The sequence below is a fragment of the Streptomyces sp. NPDC057486 genome (assembly GCF_042802415.1).
In the GTDB taxonomy this organism is placed as follows: domain Bacteria; phylum Actinomycetota; class Actinomycetes; order Streptomycetales; family Streptomycetaceae; genus Streptomyces; species Streptomyces yanii.
In genome coordinates this window covers 64,523-87,629 of sequence record NZ_JBHVEE010000015.1, presented here as the reverse complement: position 1 = coordinate 87,629, position 23,107 = coordinate 64,523, and the positions used below count along the sequence as shown (strand labels likewise).

At 68.6% G+C, this 23,107-nt stretch carries 22 protein-coding genes, 1 tRNA gene and 1 pseudogene; 15 read left to right on the top strand and 9 right to left on the bottom strand.

What is annotated here, in order from left to right:
* The first annotated feature begins 31 nt into the window (after positions 1-31).
* The 6 genes from paaA (at position 32) to ACFU6I_RS10465 (ending at position 5,072) form a co-directional block, all read left to right on the top strand.
* Positions 32-1,147, top strand: coding sequence for a 1,2-phenylacetyl-CoA epoxidase subunit PaaA (gene paaA / locus ACFU6I_RS10490; RefSeq protein ID WP_384363703.1), 1,116 nt, complete (start codon positions 32-34; stop codon positions 1,145-1,147).
* Positions 1,144-1,434 carry a 1,2-phenylacetyl-CoA epoxidase subunit PaaB gene (gene paaB, locus ACFU6I_RS10485; RefSeq protein WP_030972485.1) on the top strand — a complete coding sequence of 97 codons (291 nt, stop codon included), beginning with the start codon at positions 1,144-1,146 and terminating at the stop codon, positions 1,432-1,434. Before paaA ends, paaB begins: the two co-directional genes overlap by 4 nt.
* Positions 1,431-2,132 carry a 1,2-phenylacetyl-CoA epoxidase subunit PaaC gene (paaC, locus tag ACFU6I_RS10480; RefSeq protein WP_384363701.1) on the top strand — a complete coding sequence of 234 codons (702 nt, stop codon included), beginning with the start codon at positions 1,431-1,433 and terminating at the stop codon, positions 2,130-2,132. The genes paaB and paaC overlap by 4 nt, the downstream gene beginning before the upstream one ends.
* Positions 2,126-2,632, top strand: coding sequence for a 1,2-phenylacetyl-CoA epoxidase subunit PaaD (gene paaD, locus ACFU6I_RS10475; protein WP_384363698.1), 507 nt, complete (start codon positions 2,126-2,128; stop codon positions 2,630-2,632). The genes paaC and paaD overlap by 7 nt, the downstream gene beginning before the upstream one ends.
* Positions 2,633-3,691: a 2Fe-2S iron-sulfur cluster-binding protein gene (locus ACFU6I_RS10470; RefSeq protein ID WP_384363696.1), complete on the top strand. Its 1,059-nt coding sequence runs from the start codon at positions 2,633-2,635 to the stop codon at positions 3,689-3,691.
* A gap of 193 nt (positions 3,692-3,884) precedes the next feature.
* Positions 3,885-5,072, top strand: a complete 1,188-nt coding sequence (locus tag ACFU6I_RS10465; protein ID WP_384363694.1) for an acyl-CoA dehydrogenase family protein — start codon at positions 3,885-3,887, stop codon at positions 5,070-5,072.
* A 52-nt stretch (positions 5,073-5,124) separates the two neighbouring features.
* On the opposite strand, the gene ACFU6I_RS10460 is transcribed toward ACFU6I_RS10465, so the two are convergent.
* From ACFU6I_RS10460 to ACFU6I_RS10445, 4 genes are all read right to left on the bottom strand, one after another.
* The gene (locus tag ACFU6I_RS10460; RefSeq protein WP_266983804.1) at positions 5,125-5,469 is read right to left on the bottom strand and encodes a rhodanese-like domain-containing protein; all 345 of its coding nucleotides are present in this window, start codon (positions 5,467-5,469) and stop codon (positions 5,125-5,127) included.
* A gap of 46 nt (positions 5,470-5,515) precedes the next feature.
* A complete protein-coding gene (locus ACFU6I_RS10455) occupies positions 5,516-6,421 on the bottom strand; it encodes a hypothetical protein (RefSeq protein WP_384363692.1) in 906 nt (301 codons plus the stop codon).
* Between the two features lie 58 nt (positions 6,422-6,479).
* A complete protein-coding gene (locus ACFU6I_RS10450; protein ID WP_384363690.1) occupies positions 6,480-7,931 on the bottom strand; it encodes a DUF2252 domain-containing protein in 1,452 nt (483 codons plus the stop codon).
* Positions 7,932-8,066: 135 nt separating this feature from the next.
* Positions 8,067-9,209, bottom strand: a complete 1,143-nt coding sequence (locus ACFU6I_RS10445) for a hypothetical protein (RefSeq protein ID WP_384363688.1) — start codon at positions 9,207-9,209, stop codon at positions 8,067-8,069.
* Positions 9,210-9,284: 75 nt separating this feature from the next.
* On the opposite strand from ACFU6I_RS10445, the gene ACFU6I_RS10440 reads away from it, so the two are divergent.
* Positions 9,285-9,752 (top strand): MarR family winged helix-turn-helix transcriptional regulator, encoded by a 468-nt coding sequence (locus ACFU6I_RS10440; protein ID WP_384363686.1) that lies wholly within the window; start codon positions 9,285-9,287, stop codon positions 9,750-9,752.
* Positions 9,753-9,765: 13 nt separating this feature from the next.
* Here ACFU6I_RS10440 and ACFU6I_RS10435 read toward each other — a convergent pair whose 3' ends face one another.
* Complete coding sequence (locus ACFU6I_RS10435; protein WP_384363684.1) at positions 9,766-10,113, bottom strand: winged helix-turn-helix transcriptional regulator; 348 nt, start codon at positions 10,111-10,113, stop codon at positions 9,766-9,768.
* Positions 10,114-10,245: 132 nt separating this feature from the next.
* Here ACFU6I_RS10435 and ACFU6I_RS10430 point away from each other — a divergent pair, with 132 nt between their 5' ends.
* The gene (locus ACFU6I_RS10430) at positions 10,246-10,857 is read left to right on the top strand and encodes an FMN-dependent NADH-azoreductase (RefSeq protein ID WP_384363682.1); all 612 of its coding nucleotides are present in this window, start codon (positions 10,246-10,248) and stop codon (positions 10,855-10,857) included.
* A gap of 196 nt (positions 10,858-11,053) precedes the next feature.
* Here the strand turns inward: ACFU6I_RS10430 and ACFU6I_RS10425 are convergent.
* The 3 genes and pseudogenes from ACFU6I_RS10425 to ACFU6I_RS10415 form a co-directional block, all read right to left on the bottom strand.
* Positions 11,054-11,464 (bottom strand): annotated as a pseudogene (locus tag ACFU6I_RS10425) (DNA-binding response regulator); the annotation flags it as partial.
* Positions 11,465-11,471: 7 nt separating this feature from the next.
* Complete coding sequence (locus ACFU6I_RS10420) at positions 11,472-12,422, bottom strand: histidine kinase (protein ID WP_384363680.1); 951 nt, start codon at positions 12,420-12,422, stop codon at positions 11,472-11,474.
* A gap of 144 nt (positions 12,423-12,566) precedes the next feature.
* Positions 12,567-12,649: transfer RNA gene (locus tag ACFU6I_RS10415), tRNA-Leu, on the bottom strand.
* Positions 12,650-12,966: 317 nt separating this feature from the next.
* Here ACFU6I_RS10415 and ACFU6I_RS10410 point away from each other — a divergent pair.
* The 7 genes from ACFU6I_RS10410 to ACFU6I_RS10380 all read left to right on the top strand — a co-directional run bounded on the left by ACFU6I_RS10410 (position 12,967) and on the right by ACFU6I_RS10380 (position 22,306).
* A complete protein-coding gene (locus ACFU6I_RS10410) occupies positions 12,967-13,833 on the top strand; it encodes an FhaA domain-containing protein (protein ID WP_345517209.1) in 867 nt (288 codons plus the stop codon).
* Between the two features lie 10 nt (positions 13,834-13,843).
* Positions 13,844-14,359 (top strand): FHA domain-containing protein, encoded by a 516-nt coding sequence (locus ACFU6I_RS10405; protein WP_037702017.1) that lies wholly within the window; start codon positions 13,844-13,846, stop codon positions 14,357-14,359.
* 129 nt (positions 14,360-14,488) lie between these two features.
* Positions 14,489-16,006 (top strand): Stp1/IreP family PP2C-type Ser/Thr phosphatase, encoded by a 1,518-nt coding sequence (locus ACFU6I_RS10400; RefSeq protein ID WP_384363678.1) that lies wholly within the window; start codon positions 14,489-14,491, stop codon positions 16,004-16,006.
* 23 nt (positions 16,007-16,029) lie between these two features.
* On the top strand, positions 16,030-17,439 hold the full coding sequence (locus tag ACFU6I_RS10395; protein WP_327245425.1) for an FtsW/RodA/SpoVE family cell cycle protein: 1,410 nt from the start codon (positions 16,030-16,032) through the stop codon (positions 17,437-17,439).
* Complete coding sequence (locus tag ACFU6I_RS10390) at positions 17,436-18,890, top strand: peptidoglycan D,D-transpeptidase FtsI family protein (RefSeq protein WP_384363675.1); 1,455 nt, start codon at positions 17,436-17,438, stop codon at positions 18,888-18,890. Before ACFU6I_RS10395 ends, ACFU6I_RS10390 begins: the two co-directional genes overlap by 4 nt.
* Before the next feature lie 167 nt (positions 18,891-19,057).
* Positions 19,058-21,055 carry a Stk1 family PASTA domain-containing Ser/Thr kinase gene (gene pknB, locus ACFU6I_RS10385; protein ID WP_384363673.1) on the top strand — a complete coding sequence of 666 codons (1,998 nt, stop codon included), beginning with the start codon at positions 19,058-19,060 and terminating at the stop codon, positions 21,053-21,055.
* A gap of 207 nt (positions 21,056-21,262) precedes the next feature.
* Complete coding sequence (locus ACFU6I_RS10380) at positions 21,263-22,306, top strand: restriction endonuclease (protein ID WP_384363671.1); 1,044 nt, start codon at positions 21,263-21,265, stop codon at positions 22,304-22,306.
* Between the two features lie 72 nt (positions 22,307-22,378).
* Here the strand turns inward: ACFU6I_RS10380 and ACFU6I_RS10375 are convergent, their stop codons facing one another.
* Positions 22,379-23,107 carry a class E sortase gene (locus tag ACFU6I_RS10375; protein WP_384032591.1) on the bottom strand — a complete coding sequence of 243 codons (729 nt, stop codon included), beginning with the start codon at positions 23,105-23,107 and terminating at the stop codon, positions 22,379-22,381.

The window sequence follows — 23,107 nt, the reverse complement described above, 5'->3', positions numbered from 1 at the left end:
AACCGAACGATCGGTCGGTAGGGAGCCCGGGATGGCGGCAGTGGCTGCGGACCAGACAGCGCAGGGCCAGGCGCGAGGGACCGCGCAGGCGACAGCAGGCGGGCCCGACGGGCCGGCGGGGGCGGACATGGCTCAGCAGGCAGCCTTCGACGCCGCGGTGGCGGCCGACGAGCGCATCGAGCCGCGCGACTGGATGCCGGACGCGTACCGGGCCTCGCTGGTCAGGCAAATGGCCCAGCACGCCCATTCCGAAATCATCGGGATGCAGCCCGAGGCCAACTGGATCAGCCGCGCACCCTCACTGCGCCGCAAGGCGATCCTGATGGCCAAGGTGCAGGACGAGGCAGGACACGGGCTGTACCTCTACAGCGCGGCGGAGACTCTGGGGACGAGCCGCGAGGAAATGCTCGACAAGCTCCACGCAGGCCGCCAGAGGTATTCGTCAATCTTCAATTACCCCACGCTGACCTGGGCGGATGTCGGCGCGATCGGCTGGCTGGTGGACGGCGCCGCGATCACCAACCAGGTGCCCCTCTGCCGCTGCTCGTACGGTCCGTACGCACGGGCCATGGTCCGCATCTGCAAGGAGGAGTCCTTCCACCAGCGCCAGGGGTACGAGCTGCTGCTCACCCTCGGCCGCGGGACGCCGGGGCAGCGCGCGATGGCACAGGATGCGGTGAACCGCTGGTGGTGGCCGTCCCTGATGATGTTCGGCCCGCCGGACGACGCATCGGCGCACTCGGCGCAGTCGATGACCTGGAAGATCAAGCGGCACTCCAACGACGAGCTGCGGCAGCGGTTCGTCGACATCTGTGTCCCGCAGGCCGAGGCGCTGGGGCTCACCCTCCCGGACCCGGACCTCCGGTGGAATGAGGAGCGCGGACACCACGACTTCGGGGCGATCGACTGGACGGAGTTCCAGGAGGTCCTGAAGGGCAACGGTCCGTGCAACGAACAGCGCCTCACCCAGCGGCGCCGGGCACACGAGGAGGGCGCCTGGGTCCGGGACGCGGCGGCTTCGTACGCGCTCAAGCACCCCGCACCGACGCGCCACGCCCCCGCACCGGCCCACATCGCAGAAGCACCCCACACGGAAATGCCCCAGGCAGAAATGCACACCCCACCGAACGCGGAGGCGACGGCATGAGCAGCTCGACCGACTGGCCGCTCTGGGAGGTGTTCGTGCGCTCGCGGCGCGGTCTCTCCCACACCCACGCGGGCAGCCTGCACGCCCCGGACGCCGAGATGGCCCTGCGCAACGCCCGTGACCTGTACACACGCCGTTCCGAGGGCGTCTCCATCTGGGTGGTGCCATCCACGGAGATCACGGCCTCCTCGCCGGACGAGAAGGACTCGTTCTTCGAGCCGGCGGGCGACAAGCCCTACCGGCACCCCACGTTCTACGAGATCCCGGAAGGGGTGAAGCACCTGTGACCGCGGCCCTCGCCCTCGGCGACGACGCGCTGGTGCTGTCGCACCGGCTGGGGGAGTGGGCGGGCCACGCGCCCGTGCTGGAGGAGGAGGTGGCCCTCGCCAACATCGCACTGGACCTCCTGGGACAGGCCCGGGTGCTGCTCTCGCTCGCCGGGGACGAGGACGAGCTGGCGTTCCTGCGCGAGGAGCGCGCCTTCCGCAACGTCCAGCTGGTCGAACAGCCCAACGGCGACTTCGCCCACACCATCGCCCGCCAGCTGTACTTCTCCGTCTACCAGCGGGGGCTGTACGAGCAGCTGGCGGCCGGTGGGGGCGAGTTCGCCGGGCTGGCCGCGAAGGCCGTCAAGGAGGTCGCGTACCACCAGGACCACGCCACGCACTGGACGCTGCGGTTGGGCGACGGCACGGAGGAGAGCCACCAGCGGATGCAGCGCGGGGTGGATGCGCTGTGGCGGTTCACCGGTGAACTGTTCCAGCCGGTCGAGGGAGTGGAGATCGACTGGACGTCGCTGCACACCGACTGGCTGGCCACCGTCACCGGCGTCCTGCAGCAGGCGACGCTGACGGTGCCGACCGGCCCGGGGTCCGGTGCCTGGACGGCCGGGGCAGGACGGCAGGGCATCCACACGGAACCTTTCGGGCGGATGCTCGCCGAGATGCAGCATCTGCACCGCAGCCACCCCGGGGCGTCATGGTGACCGGCACGCTGCTGGAAGAGGAGGTGCGCAGGCTCGCCGGGTCCGTGCCCGATCCCGAGCTGCCTGTGCTCACCCTGGAGGAGCTGGGCGTGCTCCGCGGAGTGGAGGTGCTCGCCCCGGGCAAGGTCACCGTCCGCCTCACCCCGACGTACACCGGCTGCCCGGCGATCGAGACCATGTCGGCCGATATCGAGCAGGTGCTGCACGACCACGGCATACCGGACGTCTCCGTGGTCACTGTGCTCGCACCGGCCTGGTCGACCGACGACATCAGCGCGGAGGGGCGGCGCAAGCTCGCCGAGTTCGGCATAGCACCCCCGCGCCCGCATGATGCCGCCACCAGGTCCGGCGGACCTGTGCCGCTCACCCTCTCGGTGCGCTGCCCGCACTGCGGCTCCACGGACACGGAGCTGCTGAGCCGGTTCTCCTCCACCGCCTGCAAGGCACTGCGCCGCTGCGCGAGCTGCCGTGAACCGTTCGACCACTTCAAGGAGTTGTAGATGTTCCATCCGCTCCGGGTCCGCGCGATCGAGCGGCTGACCGACGACTCGGTGGCCGTGACCTTCGCGGTGCCCCCCGAGCTGCGCGAGACCTTCCGCCACAAGCCCGGCCAGCACCTCAATGTGCGCTACACGGTTCAGGGCGAAGAGATCCGGCGTTCGTACTCGATCTGCACTCCGGCCGCCGATGCCCCAGCCGATCCGCAGCTGCAGGTGGGCATCCGCCTGGTCGACGGCGGTGCGTTCTCCACGTACGCCCTCAAGGAGCTCGCCGTCGGCGATCAGGTCGAGGCGATGCCCCCGATGGGACGCTTCGTGCTCACCCCCCGCGCCGGTCACTACGCGGCGATCGTCGGCGGCAGCGGCATCACCCCGGTGCTGTCGATCGCGTCGACTCTGCTGGACCGTGAACCCGAGGCCCGGTTCTGTCTGATCCGGAGCGACCGGACGGCTGCCTCGACGATGTTCCTGGACGAGGTCGCCGACCTGAAGGACCGCTATCCGGACCGCTTCCAGCTGGTGACAGTGCTCTCCCGCGAGGAGCAGCAGGCAGGTCTCCCGTCCGGCCGGCTCGACCGGGAGCGGCTGACCGGGCTGCTGCCCGCGCTCCTGTCGGTGGAAGAGGTGGACGGCTGGTATCTCTGTGGGCCGTTCGGCCTGGTCCGGGCGGCAGAGGATGCGCTGCACGGCCTCGGCGTCGACCGGGCCCGCATCCACCAGGAGATCTTCCACGTCGACGACGGCCCGGCCGCTCCCGCCCGCACGCAAATCGAGGCGCCCGCACACAGCACGCTCACCGCGACACTGGACGGACGCTCGGGCAACTGGCCGGTCCAGGACGGCGAATCGCTGCTGGAAACGGTCTTGCGCAGCCGCTCCGACGCTCCGTACGCATGTAAGGGCGGAGTGTGCGGGACGTGCAGGGCGTTCCTGGTCTCGGGCGAGGTCCGGATGAACCGCAACTTCGCGCTGGAGCCGGAAGAGACGGGGGCGGGCTATGTGCTCGCCTGCCAGTCGCATCCGCTCACACCGGAGGTGGAACTCGACTTCGACCGCTGACCTCTCGGATCAACGGATCCCACGGATTCGACGGGCTTCGGCCCGATCTCCTCGGAAGTTCCCCGGTCCACCTCGGATCTCCGGGATCCCGAAGGACCGCCCCCTTCCCTGTTCCCTTCCCATAGAACCTGTTCTATCTTGACGCTCCGTCAGATGCGGGTACGAGCACAGCGGTTCGTGGGAGGTCAGTGCAGTGGACTTCACCTTCACCGAGGAGCAGCAGGCAGCCGTCGAGGCGGCAAGGGCGGTCTTCTCGGGCGTCGAGCCCGACAGTGTGCCCAGCCCCGCGCTCACTCCGGGAGCGGTGGCCGAGGACATCGACCGGTCCGTGTGGACGGGGCTGGCCGCAGGCGACCTGCTGAGCCTGACGCTGGCACCGGAACACGGCGGGGCCGGGCTCGACGCGGTCGCGCTCTGCCTGGTCCTGCGCGAATCGGCAAAGGTGCTTGCCCGGGTGCCGCTGCTGGAGACCTGTGCGGTCGCGATGACGATCCAGCAGCACGGTGACCCCGGCCTGGCAGCTGAGCTGCTGCCCCGCGTCGGCCGGGGCGAGCTGGTCCTCACCGTCGGGGCCAACGGCCGCACCGGCCACGAACCGGCCGAGCTCGCCGTCACCGCCCGCCGGGACCTTGCGGGAAAGGCCGGCCAGGACCATGACCGGCCCAGCAGCGAGGACGGCGGAAGCGCGGGCTGGGTGCTCGACGGAGTGCAGTCGGGGGTGCCGTGGGCCCAGTCGGCGGACTGGATTGCGGTGCCCGCCCACACGGACGAGGGCCTGGCCGTGCTGGCGCTGGTCCGCCGCACGAACGAGGGCGTCGCACTCGCCGAACAGGTCTCCACGAGCGGCGAGTTGTTCGCCGAGGTCCGGCTGGACACGGTACGGATCGAGGACAGTGCGCTGATCAGTACGCCGGGTGCCTGGGAGTGGCTGCGCACCCTGCTCACCACCGGAACCTGCGCGCTCGCACTGGGTCTCGGCGAGGCCGTGCTCGCCATGACAAGTGAATACACCGGAAAGCGCGAGCAGTTCGGGCATCCCGTCGCGACGTTTCAGTCCGTCGCCGTCCAGGCCGCGGACCGGTACATCGATCTGCGGGCCATGGAAGTGACCCTCTGGCAGGCAGCCTGGCGGATCTCCACCGGTGCGTCCGGAACGCTGCCCGTCGCGGGCGATGTCGCGGTGGCGAAGATCTGGGCGTCGGACGGGGTCCGTCGGGTCGTGCAGACCGCCCAGCATCTGCACGGCGGCTTCGGCGCGGACACCGACTACCCGCTGCACCGCTTCCACGCCTGGGCGAAGCAGATCGAGCTGTCGCTCGGCCCCGCAGCGAGGCATGAGGAGGCACTGGGCGACCTGCTGGCCGCCCATCCCCTCGGCTGAGACCTCCGGCGCGCTCCGGCGCCCACCGGAGGGCGGGATGATTCCGGCCGGATCAGAGAACGAAGGCCGGGTTGCCGTTGTCCGTGACCATCGGGCGCCCGGCGCCGTCCCAGGCGAGCATCCCGCCGTCGACGTTCACGGCGTCGATGCCCTGCTGCACCAGGTACTGGGTCACCTGGGCGGACCGGCCACCGACCCTGCACATCACATGCACGCGTCGGCCGTCCTCCGCCGCCTCGGTCAGCTCACCGAAGCGGCCGACGAAGTCACTCATCGGAATGTGCAGGGCACCATCGACGTGCCCTGCCGCCCATTCGTCGTTCTCCCGGACGTCCAGCACAAGGCCGTCCGACGGCACCGCCGCGACATCCACCGAGGGCAGCGGGGCGAAATTCATGGGTCATGCCTTCTCTCGTACGTACGCTCAGGACCTACCAGAAACGCTACTGCACCAGGCCTGCCAGCTCCGCCTCTCGCTGCGCGACCTCACCCAGCAGCTGCTCGGCGATCTCGTCGAGCAGCCGGTCCGGGTCGTCGGGTGCCATCCGCAGCATGGCCCCGATCGCGCCCTCCTCCAGCTCCTGGGCGAGCACCGTCAGCAGTTCCTTGCGCTGAGTCAGCCAGTTCAGCCGGGCGTAGAGCTCCTCGTTCTCGCTGAGCTCCGCCTGCTGTGGAACGGGCCCCGCCGCCCACTCCTGCGCCAGCTCCTTCAGCAGGGCCTCGTCCCCACGCCCGTAAGCGGCGTTGACGCGCGTGATGAACTCGTCCCGGCGCGCCCGCTCCGTCTCGTCCTGGGCGAGATCCGGGTGGGCACTGCGTGCCAGCTCGCGGTAGAGCTTGCGCGCCTCCTCGGTCGGCCGGACCCGCTTGGGCGGCCGCACCGGCTGTTCGGTCAGCATCGCCGCCGCCTCGGGGGACAGCCCGTCGGAGTCGAGCCAGTCGTGGAAAAGCTCGTCGATGCCCGGCATCGGCATCACGAGCGCCCGAGCCTCCCGAGCCCTGCGCAGATCCTCGGGGTCACCGGTCCGGGCGGCCCGGGCCTCCGCGATCTGCGCGTCGAGCTCGTCGAGGCGGGCGTACATCGGGCCGAGCTTCTGGTGGTGCAGCCGGGAGAAGTTCTCCACCTCGACCCGGAAGGTCTCCACCGCGATCTCGAACTCGATCAGCGCCTGCTCCGCCGCCCGCACGGCCTTCGCCAGCCGCGCCTCGGGGCGCGCGGCATCAGCGGCACCGCCCGCGTCGGCGTCGCCCCGAGGGGCTTGCTGCTCGTGCTGTTCCTGCTGCCGGTCGTTGTCCTGCCGGTCATCGTCGTTCCGGGTGGTCGGCACCCCGGCGGCTTCGTGGGTCACCCGTCCAGCGTATGACCCCGGTCCGCGCCCCGAGGACGCACGGTCGGCGGTGCGCCCCTCACACCCCGAGCTCAGCCGCTATTCGCCCCGAACCAACGGCCCGCACCAGCTCCGCGTGGTCCGCCTCCGTACGGTCCGCGTACGTCACGGCGAAGCTCGCCACCGCTTCGTCCAGCTCATCGTTCTTGCCGCAGTAGCCCGCGATCAGTCGCGGGTCGGCGCTGTGGGCATGGGCCCTCGCCAGCAGTGCGCCCGTCATCCGCCCGTAGTCGTCGACCTGGTCGGCCGCCAGGGCCGCGGGGTCCACACTGCCCTTGCGGTTCCTGAATTGCCGCACCTGGAACGGCCGCCCCTGCACGGTCGCCCAGCCCAGCAGAATGTCGCTGACCACCTGCATCCGCTTCTGCCCGAGCACCACTCGGTGACCCTCGTGCGCCGCCTCGGGCACCTCGAAACCTGCGGCAGGCAGATACGGCGCCAGCGCGGAGGGCCGCGCCTCCTTCACCTGCAGGACCAACGGCTCGCCGCGGTGGTCGAGCAGCAGCACCACATACGACCGGGTTCCGACACTCCCCGTGCCGACCACCCGGAACGCCACATCATGGATCGCGTAACGGGCGAGCAGCGGCACCCGGTCCTCCGAGATCGTGCCCACATAGTCGCCGAGCGCCGCCGCGACCGCCGCGGCCTCCGCATCCGGCACCCGCCGCAGCACCGGCGGTGCGTCGACGAAGCGGCGTCCGCCGCCCTCGGCCTCCTCCGTGGACTTGGCGGCGAAGCGGGCGCTGGTGTTCTTACGGGCCTTCTGCGAGACCCGTTCCAGCATGCCGACCAGATCCCGCGCGTCCGTGTGCGAGACGAGTTCCTCGTCGGCGATGGCATTCCAGGCGTCGAGCGCGGGCAGTCTGGCCAGCAATCGCATCGTCCGCCGGTACGCGCCCACGGTGTCGTACGCACCCCGCCGGCAGGTGTCCTCGTCCGCTCCGGCCTCACGCCCCGCGAGCACCAGCGAGGTGGCGAGCCGCTTGAGGTCCCACTCCCACGGGCCGAACACGGTCTCGTCGAAGTCGTTCAGATCGATGACCAGACTGCCTCGCGCATCGCCGTACAGCCCGAAATTGGCCGCATGCGCATCGCCGCAGAGCTGGGCGCCCACCCCGGTCACCGGTGTGCCCATCAGGTCATGGGCCATCAGCCCGGCCGAACCGCGCAGAAACGCGAACGGTGTGGCAGCCATCCGCCCCACCCTGATCGGCGCGAGGTCGGGCACTCGGCCCCGGTTCGACTCCTCGACCGCCTGCACGGCGTCGGGCCGACCCGAGGGAAGGACCAGGGCATCGTGCGAGGTCCTGGGCACCCGGTCGCGCAGCGCCTTGCCCGTCCCCCTCGGCGACTGCGGCACGCTTCCCGCCGCAACAGCCACGCGCCGGGCGAACCCGGGCACGACCGGTATGCGCGGCTCATCGGTCACAACCCGCTGCCCCGGCAGTGCCACTTCGAACTCACCCATGGCGCGCAGCCTCCCCCGTCCTCGACCGACGTCCTGTTCAACATCAACTGCCGACGACGGTACCGCCGTCCGCCAACAGCCGTCTGCCCCTGTGGAAAACCTGAACGAACGCCTGTGGACAGCGCCTTGCCCTGGTCAGACGCCGACAGACTCCTCCAACTCCTCCTCCAGCTCTTCCCTCGCCTCGGCCTCGGCCCGACGAACCGCCGTCCCCCTGCTCTCCGTACCCGTCCGGTTCTCCGACCCGGCCCGGTGCCGGGACGAACCCACACCCTGAGCCTGCGCAGCAGACTTCCGCCGCCTCCCCTCGGCCAACCCGGCCGCTCCCATCGCGGCCAGCCCCACCACGAACCAGAGCGCGAGCACCAGCACATGTCCGCCGAGTCCGTGCCCATCGAAGTACACATGGCTCCTCGCACCCTCGACGAAGCCCGCGCCGTTCCAGAACGCGTGCAGCGAACCGAAGAAGCCGGGCTGCAGTTCGGGCCGGAAGATGCCGCCGGAGCTCGTGAAGTTCAACATCACGAACAGCACCATCACGCCGAGCGTCGTCCACCGCCTGAGGAATGTGTGCAGCCCCACACCGATCAGGAGAATGCCCGCCGAGTAGAGCCAGGCCATCGCCCAGAGTCCGCCCAGCCCGTGGTCCACCAGCCCGAACATGGGCCCCGCGAACACGGCCCCGATCACGCTCACCACGAGTGAGGCACCGAGGGCCAGCGCCGCCCTGATCCGCAACGCCAGCACCGCACCCGCACCACCGATCACCGCGACCGACGCGTACGACCCGATACTCACCGCGACCAGCAGGAAGAAGATCCCCTGGCCGGTCGGATCGCCGTCCGCGGTCGGTGCCGTGTCCGTCACCTTCAGCGGGTCGCCCTGCGCGGCCGCCACCTTCGTGAAGACCTTCTCCACCACCGTGGCACTGGTGTCGGACGAGGCGCTGGCCACGAGAAGCTCGGGGCGCTTCCCCGGCAGGTAGGCGCCGTAACTCGCTTGTGTCTTCAAGTGGTTCACCGCGGTGTCCCGGTCGGGGACGGTACGCACGCTGAGTGCGCCGTCACCCTTGTCCTGCAGCGTCTGCGCGAGCAGCTGTGCGCTCGGCCCCGATCCGACCACGTCCACCCGCAGGTCGTGCGGTTCCGGAGCATGGAACGCCCCCAGGTAGGCGAGCCCCATCCCGATACACATCAGCAGGGGTGTGACGAGATGGCTCAGCACATGGCGCAGGGCAGCGGCGGTCGTGCCGCCGACGGCACTCGGACCCGTGGACATCGAACTCCAATGGTTGGCTTTTACAACTCTTCTATCCGTTGTACTGTACAACTGAAAATTCGGGAAGGTGAGACCGTGCCAGACACCGCCGGGGAACGCGAAGAGTCGCTGGATGTCATCGAGCGCGAGCTGACGGCGTTCGCGCGCCGGGCGCGCGCCGCCGCGGCCCGCCTCCATCCGGAGCTGCCGCTGGTCTCGTACACACTGCTGTCGCACATCGACGACCAGCAGGGCTGCCGCGCAACGGATCTGGCTGCGCACTACATGCTCGACAAGTCGACGGTCAGCCGACAGATCGCCACCCTGGAGAAGCTCGGCCTGGTCGAACGCCACCCGGACCCCACGGACCACCGGATCCAGGTGCTGCACCCCACCAAGGCCGGAACCCAGGCCCTTGCCTCGACGCAGGCCAGCCGTCACGCGGCCTACCAGCAGCGTCTCGCGGAGTGGACCGCGGACGATCTCGCGCGGTTCGCCGAGTACCTGCTGCGCTACAACGCGTCGGGCGGGACGAGCACGCCGGGCACGGGCACGCCCCTGTAACCACCGAGAGCCGTCAGCAGCCACCCTCGTCGACCACGAGGTACGTCTGCGCCCAGAGCGCCAACTCCTTCAGAGCGGGCTCCATCGCGGCGCCGGCCCGCGTCAGCCGGTACGAGACCCGCAGCGGCGGACCTTCGTCGACCTCACGCACCACCAGCCCGGCCGCACCGAGTTCGGTCAGCCGGTCCGAGAGCATGCGCTCACTGATACCGGGAATCGCCCGACGCAGATCCGCGAAGTACACCGGCTGCTGCAGAAGCACGGAGACGATCGGGCCCGTCCAGCGCTTCCCGAACAGCTCGAAGACGCGCGTGATGCTCACGTCGACCCGTCGACACGCCTGCTCACCGTGGTCCGCCATGCACCCAGGGTACTGCGTCGCAGTGAGGTGCTTATGATTAGTAAGCCCCTATGTTATTACTAGGTGCGTACGAAAAAGTTGCCCTGCGTCCCTGGCCGGGCACAACCCTCTAGATATCCGTGGAGATCCCCCATGGCCACGCTTCTGCACCTCGACTCCGCCGTCTTCCCGCAGGGCTCCGCATCGCGCGAGGTCACCGCCACCTTCGTCAAGACCTGGCTCGAGCAGCACCCGGACGGACAGGTCGTCTACCGCGACCTTGCCGCGAACCCGCTGCCCCACCTGGACGCCACAGCGGCAGCCGCCGGCGCCGGGGACCCGCTGCGCAGCGAGCTCGCCGCCGAGCTGGAAGCCGCGGATGCCGTCCTGATCGGCGCCCCGATGTACAACTTCAGCATTCCGTCGACCCTGAAGGCCTGGCTCGACCAGGTGATCATCGTCGGCCGCAACGTGGGTCCCGACAGCCCGGTGGCGGGCACCCCGATCACCGTCGTCGCCAGCCGCGGCGGCTCGTACGCCCCCGGCACCCCGCGCGAGGACTCCGAGTTCGTCCAGAACTACCTGGAGAAGCTGCTGACGAGCATGTTCGGCGCCGAGGTCGACTTCATCGTCCCGGAGCTGACGCTGGCCCACTCCCAGCCCGCGATGGCCGAGCTCATCCCGCTCGCCGAGGCCTCCCGCGCCAGGGCGTTCACCGAGGCCGCGGAGAAGGCCAAGGCTCTCGCCACGCGCCTCGCCGCCTGAGTCGCGGCACGACGCAAAATCGGCCGGGGCTCGCGGGAATCGGACACTCCCGCGAGCCCTGGCCCGTCGTCGCATGGGGGCACACAAACAACCCGCCTCACAGAAACGTCCCGCTGTACCGAACGCCCCGAATCGGACGTTTCACGTGAAACACATCCTGGCGTTCCAGAGCCTCCAGAACGAGCCCACGGCACGCCTACAGCCCCGCATCCCTCGCCAACAGCGCAGCCTGCACCCGGTTCTCGCACCCCAGCTTCGCCAGGATCCGGCTCACATAGGTCTTCACAGTTGCCTTGCTCATGTGCAGCCGCCTGCCGGCGTCCGCGTTGGACAGCCCCTCGCCGAGCAGGACCAGCACCTCGCGCTCCCGCCCGCTGAGTTCCGCCACCCGCCGCCGCGCCCCTTCGCCCCGCTTGGCCGCCCGTCCCATGGCCGGCTGATCGACCACATGCCGAGTGGCACCGGGCGAGAGATAGGCATCACCGGCCGCTGCCGCCCGAACCACCTGGATCAGCTCGGCCGGCGCGGTGTCCTTGAGCAGGAATCCGGCGCCCCCTTGCTCCAGCGTCCGCAGGACGTTCTCCCGCTCCCCGAACGTCGTGAGTACGCATTGGTCAGTGCCTCCTGGACGATGCAGTAGCCGCATGGTCCGAGGCAGCCGCGAGCGCCCGGCGCTCTCCCGTGCGACGGAGCTCCACAGCACTTCCAGCGGCCCGCGCCGCCTGCGTCAGCTCCTCGATGCCCGCGGTCCCCCGCGCCGCCCGCTGCCCGTCCTCGCCACCGCGCCCGGGTCCCGCGACGTCGTCCCGCAGAATCCCGACGACTTCCCGCAACTCGTGCATGGCATGGACCGAGGCACCGCGCAGCACACCGACCACCTCGCGCTGCCGCACCGTCAGCTCCGGGTCGACCTCCAGTGCCCCCGTATGGACAGAGATCAGCGCCAGTTGGTGACCGAGGCTGTCGTGCATGTCCTGAGCGATCCGCCGGCGCTCCATGAGCCGGGCCTGCCCCACGATCATGGCCCGCTCCCGGATCAGCTGTGCATTGCGTTCCTGGAGGGCGTGCAGCAGGGTCCGGCGCTGCGTCCAGTACCGACTGGCGAGACCGGGCACGAGCGTCGTCGCCAAAAAGTAGAGGGTGGCGAACAACACCTGGGTCAGCGGCCGCAGCCCGGACCAGGTCATCGCAACGGTCACACCCACGTAGAGGATGTGCGAGGCGGTGAACGCCCCCAGCGCCCGTCCTGCTCCGGCGATCCGACGCCCGGAACTCCACGCCACCATCATCAGCAGCAACACGAATCCGCCGGAGAGCCCGGCCAGGGCGGACGTCACCACCAGCACGCTCACGGGCAGCCGGCGCCTGAGCAGCGACAGCACCACGACCATGGACGGCACCACCCACAGCCGCAGTTCCCCGCCGCGCAGCAGCTCTTCCGTCCCCGCAGCCAGCAGCCCGAGCACCACGGCCAGCACGGCCTCCCCGGCCGTCCTGCGGCGGGACCACAGCTCCGGCGCCGCACACCACTGCCACCCGGCCCGGAGTTTCGATATCGCGTACACGCCCCGCACCCTGGGCAGCCCTTCGCACACGCGACGCCTTTCTTTCGTTGTGCCCGCGCACGACGAAAGTCGCCCCGCCGCCGATCCCCTCGTCCGGGAACGAAGAAGCCCCACAGACCGTTGGCCTGTGGGGCTTCTCTCTTGTGCGCGAGGGGGGATTTGAACCCCCACGTCCCTAAGGACACTGGCACCTGAAGCCAGCGCGTCTGCCGTTCCGCCACTCGCGCATGAGTGGTGTTTCCAGACTCTCTCACCTGTTGGTGCGAGCGCCTGGCGACATCCGGAAGATTAGCACGCTGGACAGGGTGGATTCACATCCGTTGTTTTGGCGGGCGGATGACGGGAAGCGGCAACGCGATGCGGTCACCCCCACTCCTCCTCAGCACACCGCAGGTGCGGGACACTGTGAGGAGCGGTCACCTCTACGATCCGTGTGAGGGGTGACACTCATCCACTGGGCAGACAAGGGGAACCAGCCGATTTCCCGACGCGTGGATACGATCAGTAAGCAGTACAGGGACGAGAACACCGGAGGAGGTGCCCCATGGGAGTCATGAAGCGTTTCGAGCAGCGTCTCGAAGGTCTGGTCAACGGCACCTTCGCCAAAGTGTTCAAGTCCGAGGTCCAGCCGGTCGAGATCGCGGGTGCCCTCCAGCGTGAGTGCGACAACAACGCAACAATCTGGAACCGCGAGCGGACCGTCGTCCCCAACGACTTCATCGTCGAGCTCAGCGCCCCGGACTACGAGCGCCTGAGCCCGTACTCCGGCCAGCTCGGCGACGAGCTCTCCGGTCTGGTCCGGGACTACGCCAAGCAGCAGCGCTACACCTTCATGGGACCGATCAAGGTTCATCTGGAGAAGGCGGAGGACCTCGACACCGGGCTCTACCGCGTGCGCAGCCGCACCCTTGCCTCGAGCTCCTCGCAGCAGGGCCAGCAGGCCCCTCAGGGCCACCCCGGACAGCCCGGCCACGGGCGCTCCGCCGCCCCGCAGCCCACCGGCGGCTACGGCTATCCGCCCAGCTCCGTCCCGCCCATGCCCGCGGCCCCGCCGCCGGGCAGCGGCCGTCCCGGAGCACCCACTGCCGACCGGCGCCCGCCGGCCGCGCCCGGCCCCATGCCGAGCGCGCAGGTACGGCGCTGGATCGAGATCAACGGCACCCGCCATCAGATCTCCCGCCCGACGCTGGTGCTGGGACGCAGCACCGACGCCGACGTGCGGATCGACGACCCCGGCGTATCGCGCCGGCACTGTGAGATCCGGACCGGAACGCCCTCGACGATCCAGGATCTCGGGTCTACCAACGGCATCGTGGTAGACGGGCAGCACACCACCCGCGCTACGCTCCGCGACGGCTCGCGGATCGTCGTGGGCAGTACCACCATCGTTTACCGGCAAGCCGAAGGGTGAAGCGGGGGCAATGTCAGAGCTGACCCTGACGGTCATGCGGCTAGGTTTCCTGGCTGTTCTGTGGCTGTTCGTCATCGTGGCCGTTCAGGTCATCCGCAGCGACCTGTTCGGAACGCGCGTCACGCAGCGCGGCTCACGCCGCAACGCGGGCGACACGCGACCGCAACAGGCACGCCAGACCGCCGCGGCACCGCCGCAGCAACGCCAGCAGCCCGGCCGCCAGCGCCGTGGGGCACCCACAAAGCTGGTCGTCTCCGAGGGCACCCTCACCGGCACCACGGTGGCGCTCCAGGGACAGACCATCACGCTGGGCCGGGCCCACGATTCAACGATCGTGCTGGACGACGACTACGCGTCCAGCAGGCATGCCAGGATCTACCCCGACCGTGACGGCCAGTGGATCGTCGAGGATCTCGGGTCCACCAATGGCACGTATCTCGACCGGACCCGGCTCACCACCCCGACGCCTGTTCCGCTGGGCGCGCCGATCCGGATCGGCAAGACCGTCATCGAGCTGCGGAAGTAGTACGACAATGAGCGAGCGGAGCGAGGGGGCCGTAGCGGTCCGGGCAACGGACCCGGTCCTGCTCCCGACCGGAGGGTGGGCAGTGTGGCGCGAGACCGGCTGTACCCCGAGCCGACGGGCGAGGTGCGCATGAGTCTGTCCCTGCGCTTCGCCGCCGGATCGCACAAGGGCATGATCCGGGAGGGCAACGAGGACTCCGGCTACGCCGGTCCGCGCCTTCTCGCCATCGCCGACGGCATGGGCGGCCAGGCGGCCGGTGAGGTCGCCAGCTCCGAGGTGATCTCGACGCTCGTTCAGCTCGACGACGACGTGCCCGGCTCGGACATCCTCACCTCGCTCGGCACGGCGGTCCAGCGGGCCAACGACCAACTGCGCATGATGGTCGAGGAGGACCCCCAGCTGGAGGGCATGGGCACCACGCTCACCGCTCTGCTCTGGACCGGTCAGCGCCTCGGCCTGGTCCACGTCGGCGACTCACGCGCGTACCTGCTGCGCGACGGCGTGCTGACCCAGATCACGCAGGACCACACCTGGGTCCAGCGGCTGGTCGACGAGGGCCGCATCACCGAGGAAGAAGCCACTACCCACCCGCAGCGCTCTCTGCTGATGCGCGCGCTGGGCAGCGGCGACCACGTCGAACCCGACCTCTCCATCCGTGAGGTCCGGGCCGGCGACCGCTATCTGATCTGCTCCGACGGGCTCTCCGGCGTCGTCTCGCACCAGACGATGGAGGAGACCCTCGCCAGCTACCAGGGCCCGCAGGAGACGATCCAGGAGCTCATCCAGCTCGCCCTGCGCGGCGGCGGCCCGGACAACATCACCTGCATCGTCGCCGACGTCCTCGACGTGGACAGCAACGACACCCTGGCCGGGCAGCTCAACGACACCCCGGTCATCGTCGGCGCGGTCGCCGAGAACCAGTCCGCCCAGCTGAACGACGGTGCCGCCATGACCACCCCGGCCGGCCGCGCGGCCGGTCTCGGCCGCCCCGTCCCGCCGCCTGCGGGCGGCTTCGGCCCGCCCGGCAGCGGCGACGGCGTCGGCTACGGCGGAATGCCGGACGGCTCCTTCGACGCGTACACCGACGACGACTTCGTCAAGCCCGGCGGCGGTCGCAAGTGGCTGAAGCGGTCGTTCTACATCGTGCTCGCGCTGGCCGTCATCGGCGGTGGTGTGTACGGCGGTTACCGCTGGACCCAGAACCAGTTCTTCGTAGGCGCGAAGAACGACCACGTCGCGCTGTACCGCGGCATCAGCCAGGACCTCGCATGGGTCTCGCTCTCGAAGGTCGAGAAGGACCACCCCGAGATCGAACTCAAGTACCTCCCGTCCTACCAGCGCAAGCAGGTCGAGGTGACCATCGCCGAGGGCAACCTGGCCGACGCCCGCGAGAAGATCAGCGAGCTCTCGACCCAGGCGTCCGCCTGCAAGAAGGACGCACAGCGCCGCGCGGCCGAGGCAGAGAGCAAGCCCCGCACCGGCGAGGGTGAAGCCGGTGGCACGGGCTCGGACCTCTCGAAGACGTCCACCGAGTCCGGCTCCACGTCCACCACCAGCAAGACCAAGCCGACCACCGCGACTCCCACTCCCGGCCCCAGCCTCTCGGAGGAAGAGACGAAGCTGGTCCCGCAGTGCGGTAAGCAGTAAAGCCGTAGGGGGCCTTCAGCACCATGAGCGTTGTCACCAATACCACCACGATCGGCGCGATCGACGCACCGAGCCGTCGCAACACCGAGCTCGCCCTGATGGTCTTCGCCATCGCCATCTCGGTGTTCGCGTACGCCAATGTGGGCCTTGCCATGGACGGCACGCTGCCTTCCGGCATGCTCGGATACGGGTTCGGCCTGATCCTGCTCGGCGGCGTCGCCCACCTCGTGGTGCGCAAGTTCGCTCCGTACGCGGATCCGCTGCTGCTGCCACTGGCGACTCTGCTCAACGGGCTGGGGCTGGTACTGATCTGGCGCTTGGACCAGTCGCCCCGGCTGATCGCGACAGCCAAGTACCAGTACGGCGTCTTCACCCCCTCCGCCCCCAGACAGTTGCTGTACTCGGCGGTCGGCATCGCTCTGTTCGTCGCCGTCCTGTTCCTGCTCAAGGACCACCGCATCCTGCAGCGCTACACCTACATCTCCATGGTGGGGGCGCTGGTCCTGCTGATCCTGCCAATGTTCTTCCCGGGCAAGTTCGGCGCCAAGATCTGGATCACGATCGCCGGCTTCTCCATCCAGCCCGGCGAGTTCGCAAAGATCATCATCGCGATCTTCTTCGCCGGCTATCTGATGGTCAAACGCGATGCGCTGGCCCTCGCCAGCCGCCGCTTCATGGGCCTCTATCTGCCCCGTGGCCGTGACCTCGGACCGATCCTCGTCATCTGGGCGATGTCGATCCTGATCCTGGTCTTCGAGACCGACCTCGGTACGTCGCTGCTGTTCTTCGGCCTCTTCGTGATCATGCTGTACGTCGCGACGGAGCGGACCAGCTGGATCGTCTTCGGTCTGCTGATGTCGGCGGTCGGCGCAGTCGGCGTCGCCACGTTCGAGCCGCATGTCCAGCAGCGGGTCGACGCCTGGCTGGACCCCTTCGGGGAAAAGACCATGGCCCATTCCGACCAGATCGCCCAGGCCCTGATGTCCTTCGGCTCCGGCGGCACCCTCGGCACCGGACTCGGTCAGGGCCACTCCGACCTGATCGGCTTCGCCGCCAACGCCGACTTCATCCTCTCCACCGTCGGTGAGGAGCTCGGTCTTGCCGGAATGATGGCCGTCCTGCTGATCTACGGTCTGATCGTCGAGCGCGGTGTCCGCACCGCGCTCGCCGCCCGCGACCCGTTCGGCAAGCTCCTCGCGATCGGTCTCTCCGGCGCCTTCGCGATCCAGGTCTTCGTCGTCGCCGGCGGTGTCATGGGTCTCATCCCGCTGACCGGTATGACGATGCCGTTCCTCGCGGCCGGTGGTTCGTCCGTGATCGCCAACTGGGCCCTGATCGGCATCCTGATCCGGATCAGCGACACCGCACGCCGCCCCGCGCCGGCCCCCGCCCCGTCCTCCGACGCCGAGATGACCCAGGTGGTCCGACCGTGAACAAGCCCCTGCGCCGGATCGCGATCTTCTGCGGCGTGCTCATCCTCGCCCTGCTCGTGCGGACCAACTACCTCCAGTACGTCCGCGCCGACGAGCTGAACACCCGCGACGAGAACCGCCGCGTCCGCATCGAGCGGTACGCCCACGAACGCGGAAACATCATCGTCGACGGCAACCCGGTGACCACCTCGGTCGAGACCAAGGGCAGCGACTTCAAGTACAAGCGGGCCTGGAAGAACGGCCCCATGTGGGCGCCCGTCACCGGCTATTCGTCGCAGGCCTTCGACGCCTCGCAGCTCGAGAGCCTTGAGGACGGCATCCTCACCGGCAACGACGACCAGCTCTTCTTCAACCGCACCCTGTCGATGTTCACGGGCGAGAAGAAGCAGGGCGGCAACGTCGTCACCACCCTCAACGCCGCCGCTCAGAAGGCAGCCTTCCAGGGGCTGGGCGACAAGAAGGGTGCCGTCGCCGCGCTCGACCCGCAGACCGGCGCCATCCTGGCCCTCGCCAGCACCCCCTCGTACGACCCCTCGACCTTCGCGGGCAACTCCGACAAGGACACCAAGGCCTGGAAGAAGCTCCTGAAGGACAAGGACAAGCCGATGCTCAACCGGGCATTGCGCGAGACCTACCCGCCCGGCTCGACGTTCAAGGTCGTCACCGCCGCCGCGGCCCTGGAGAACGGCCTCTACACCGACATCGACGGCAAGACGGACTCACCGCTGCCGTACAAGCTCCCGCAGACGACCACCGTCCTGCAGAACGAGGGCAACATCCCCTGCGAGAACGCCTCGCTCCGGGAAGCGCTGCGGATGTCCTGCAACACCGTCTTCGGCAAGATCAGCGACGACCTGGGCAACCAGAAGATGATGGACGAGGCCGCCAAGTTCGGCTTCAACAAGGAGATCTTCACCCCGGTCCGCGCCGACGCGAGCGTCTACCCGAAGGACAACCGGCCGCAGAACGCCATGGCGGGCATCGGCCAGGCCTCCAACCGCGCCACCCCGCTCCAGATGGCCATGGTCGCCGCCGCAGTCGCCAACGACGGCAAGCTCATGCAGCCGTACATGGTCGCCGAGCGGAAGGCGCCCAACCTCGACGTGATCTACACCCACGAGAAGGAGGAGCTCAGCCAGCCCCTCTCGGGTGAGAACGCGCAGAAGCTCCAGCAGATGATGGAGACCGTCGTCAAGAGCGGCACGGGAACCAAGGCCCTCATCGACGGCGTCACAGTCGGCGGCAAGACCGGTACCGCCCAGCACGGTCTGAACAACAGCGAGAAGCCGTATGCCTGGTTCATCTCGTACGCCAAGACCAGCAGCGGCTCGCCCGTCGCCGTGGCGGTCGTGGTCGAGGACAGCAGCGCCAACCGGGACGATGTCTCCGGCGGTGGTCTGGCCGCTCCGATCGCCAAGGCCGTGATGGAGGCGGTTATCAACAAGAGGTGACGCCCATCACATCGGGGGCCATACCTGCACATTGGGATACCGGTCAGATATCAGCTCACGGCTGTGGGCCGATGAGGTAGTGCGTGGCCGGTACCGTATGCGCGAGCAGCACACCGCCGGACCACACACCGGTGCGGTCGGGACTGACGGAGAGGGCTGGAACAGTTATGGAAGAGCCGCGTCGCCTCGGCGGCCGGTACGAGCTGGGCTCGGTGCTCGGCCGTGGTGGCATGGCCGAGGTCTACCTCGCGCACGACACCCGGCTCGGCCGCACCGTCGCTGTGAAGACGCTGCGGACCGATCTCGCCCGCGACCCGTCCTTCCAGGCCCGGTTCCGCCGTGAGGCCCAGTCCGCCGCCTCGCTCAATCACCCGGCGATCGTCGCTGTCTACGACACCGGCGAGGACTACGTCGACGGTGTCTCCATCCCGTACATCGTGATGGAGTACGTCGACGGGTCGACGCTCAGAGAACTTCTGCACTCCGGCCGCAAACTGCTGCCCGAGCGCACCCTCGAAATGACGGTCGGCATCCTCCAGGCGCTGGAGTACTCGCACCGCGCAGGCATCGTCCACCGCGACATCAAGCCGGCGAACGTCATGCTGACGCGCACCGGCCAGGTCAAGGTCATGGACTTCGGTATCGCCCGCGCCATGGGCGACTCCGGCATGACGATGACCCAGACCTCGGCCGTCATCGGCACCGCCCAGTACCTCTCCCCGGAGCAGGCCAAGGGCGAGCAGGTCGATGCGCGCTCCGACCTGTACTCGACCGGCTGTCTGCTCTACGAGCTGCTGACCGTCCGGCCGCCGTTCGTCGGCGACTCGCCCGTCGCGGTCGCCTACCAACACGTGCGGGAAGAGCCGCAGCCCCCCAGCAGCTTCGACCCCGAGATCACGCCCGAAATGGACGCGATCGTGTTGAAGGCCCTGGTCAAGGACCCGGACTATCGCTACCAGTCGGCCGACGAGATGCGTGCCGACATCGAGGCCTGTCTCGACGGCCAGCCGGTAGCCGCTACCGCGGCGATGGGCACGGCCGGTTACGGGGGATACGACGGGTACGGCAACGACCAGCCCACCACCGCGCTGCGCGCAGCCGACCCGAACGGCGCCCAGACCTCCATGCTGCCCCCGGTCAATCCGGACGACGGCGGCTACGGATACGACGAGCGCCCGGACCGCCGCCGCCAGAAGAAGAACAACACCTCGACGATCCTCCTGGTCGTCGCGGGCGTCCTGGTGCTGATCGGCGCGATCCTGATCGGCAAGTCCGTCTTCGGCGGCGACAACAGCGACAACGGCAGGGTCGACGTGCCGAACATGGTCGGTTCGACCGTGGATGAGGCGAAGGATCTCGCGAGGAACGCCGGTGTCCTCGTCAAGGTCGGCTCACGCGAACCCTGCGAGGACCAGGACAAGGGCAAGATCTGCAGCCAGACGCCCAAGGACGGCAAGATGGCGGAGAACGAGACCGTCACGGTCGTCGTCTCCACCGGTGCGCCGAAGGTCGAGGTCCCGGACGTCACGGAGAAGTCCGAGGAGAACGCCCGCAAGCTCCTGGAGGAAAAGGGCTTCTCGGTGAAGGTCGTCACGACCGAGTCCTCCACCGCGGATCCCGGCACCGTGCTCGACCAGAACCCCAAGGGCAACACGAAGGCCGAGCGGGAGTCCGAGGTCAAGATCACGGTCGCCAGGCAGTCCACCCAGAACGTCCCCGACGTCAGGGGCAAGCAGTACGACGCTGCGGTGGCCCAGCTCAACGGCGTCGGCTTCCAGAACGTCTCGCGAACCGACGAAGACTCGGACAAGCCGGTGGGTGAGGTCATTGATCAGACCCCGGCACCAGGCGGCAAGGAGCCGAAGGACACCCAGATCGTCCTGAAGGTCTCCAAGGGCCCGACGCAGCCGGCGACGGTCCCGGTCCCCGAAGTCAGGGGTAGCACAGTCGCCCAGGCCAAGCAGGCCCTGGCCGCGCAGGGCTTCACTCAAATCCAGTTCGCGCAGGGCAGCTCGGACGACGACAACGCCAGGGTCGCCAACATCGATCCGCAGCCGGGCACCCAGGCCGACCCCGCGACCACCGTCATCACCCTCACCACGGTGGGCGGCAAGGGCAACGGGGACGGCAATATCTTCGGCGGCCCATCGGGCTCGCAGAACTGAGCCCCACCGCACACACGCGAAGGGCCCCGATCACCGCCTCGGTGATCGGGGCCCTTCGCTGTGCCTGCCGCACCGCGCATCCCGCATACCGCACATGCGGCCGCAAAACGATCGTGTCTTCATATGTGCCGACTCGTTGATCGAATGAGGTGACGTGGGGGGATCAAACCACCTCATTCACGGCGATTGTGGATGAGCCGAAAGGACATGAGCGTGATCAACGATGCAGTACTGCTGGAGTCGAGATCTCTACGAGCAAGTGTCGTGGAGCAGACGGACGCGTTGGACAAGGTCAAGGTGCTGTCGCTTCTGCCGGGCGGCATGCATGTGACGACGGCGATGGTGGCGGCGTACTTCCGGGTCGGAATCAAGGCCATCCGGTCGCTGGTACTGGACCATAGGGACGAACTGGAGGCCAGCGGCTACCGCGTTCTGACAGGTACAGAACTGAGCTCCTTCAAGGAGCTCAGTGGGATCCAGTCGCGCACCCGCACCCTCGCGCTTTTCAGTCGCCGCGCCGTCCTCAACGTCGCCATGCTCCTCCGGGACAGCGAAGTCGCACGTCAGGTGCGTACGTACTTGCTCGACAGGGAGTACGTGGCGCGGACTCAGCCTGTGGATAACTGTGTCCACAGTGAGCCCGAGTCCCTCGACGAGCGTATCGACCGACGCATCACCCACATTCTCGGCAAGACTGTCGTCCCCATGTTCAACGCCCTCATCGAGACCTCCGGTGAGCAGCACAAGGAGCTGATCTCCCTCCGGGACGACGTCAAGAAGATCGAGCGGAAGCTCCGCGACCACCACCACCGGCTCAGGCGCCTCGAACAGGCCCGGGGCCCACGCCCCTACACCGGAATCATGGCGTCGATCGACGCCATGAACTGGAGAGAGTTCGAGCACCACGTCGCCGTCCTGCTGCGACGCGACGGCTGCACCGACATCGTCGTCCACGGCGGTCCCGGCGACCGCGGAGTAGACGTCACCGCGCTGACCGCGGACGGTCGCAGTGTCGTCGTGCAGTGCAAGAGCTTCGCCCCTTACCGTCCGGTGTGGAGTGGCGAATTGCAGAAGTTCCTCGGAGCCGCCAGGGTCCAGCACCAGGCGGACGTGGCTCTCTTCGTGGCGACAACCTCCTTCACACCTGATGCACGCGCCATAGCCGAGACCCACGGCATCACGGTCGTGGACCGAGGCCACCTCGAGAAATGGAGCGCCGGGGTACCGCTCCCGATCCTGCAAGCCGACTGAGAGCCCACCGGGCGCAGAAAGGCCCGAAGTCGCAAGAGCAAGTTGCGGCTTCGGGCCTTCGCCATCCTAGGGTCAGCTCAGCTCCGCCGGCTTCGTGCGGTCCTTGTCGACCTTCTCCGTACGCACCAGTTCGCCCCACACGATGTAGCGGTACTTGGACGTGTAGACCGGCGTGCAGGTCGTCAGCGTGATGTAGCGGCCGGGCTTCTTCACGCCCGACTCCTTGGGGACCGGCTGGAGCACCTTGACGTTGTACTTCGACGTCTCGGGAAGCTCCTTGAAGACCTTGTAGACGTACCAGGTGTCCTTGGTCTCGAAGACGACGGCGTCGCCCGTCTTCACCTTGTCGATGTTGTGGAACTTCGCCCCGTGCCCGTCGCGGTGCGCCGCCAGCGTGAAGTTGCCCTGCTTGTCCCAGGGGAGAGCCGACTTCACCGGGTCCGTGTAGTAGCCGGCGATGCCGTCGTTGAGGTTCTTGGTGTCGGTGCCCTTCTTGACGAGCACCTCGCCGTTCTTCATCGCGGGTACGTGCAGGAAGCCGATGCCGTCCTTGGTGTCGAGGGCCCCGGGTCCCTCGGCCCAGCGGTCGCGGACGGTGTGCCCCTGCTTCTCGGCCTCGCGGTCGGCGAGCACATTCGTCCACCACAGGGAGTAGACGACGAAGAGGCCCAGCACCAGGCCCGCGGTGATCAGCAGCTCGCCGAAGAGACTGACCGCGGTCGCGACGGGATGGCGGTCCCTGCTCCGCACCGGGGGCGCGGACTCGTCGGTCTGTTCTTCCTGCTGGGTCCTCGCTGCCAC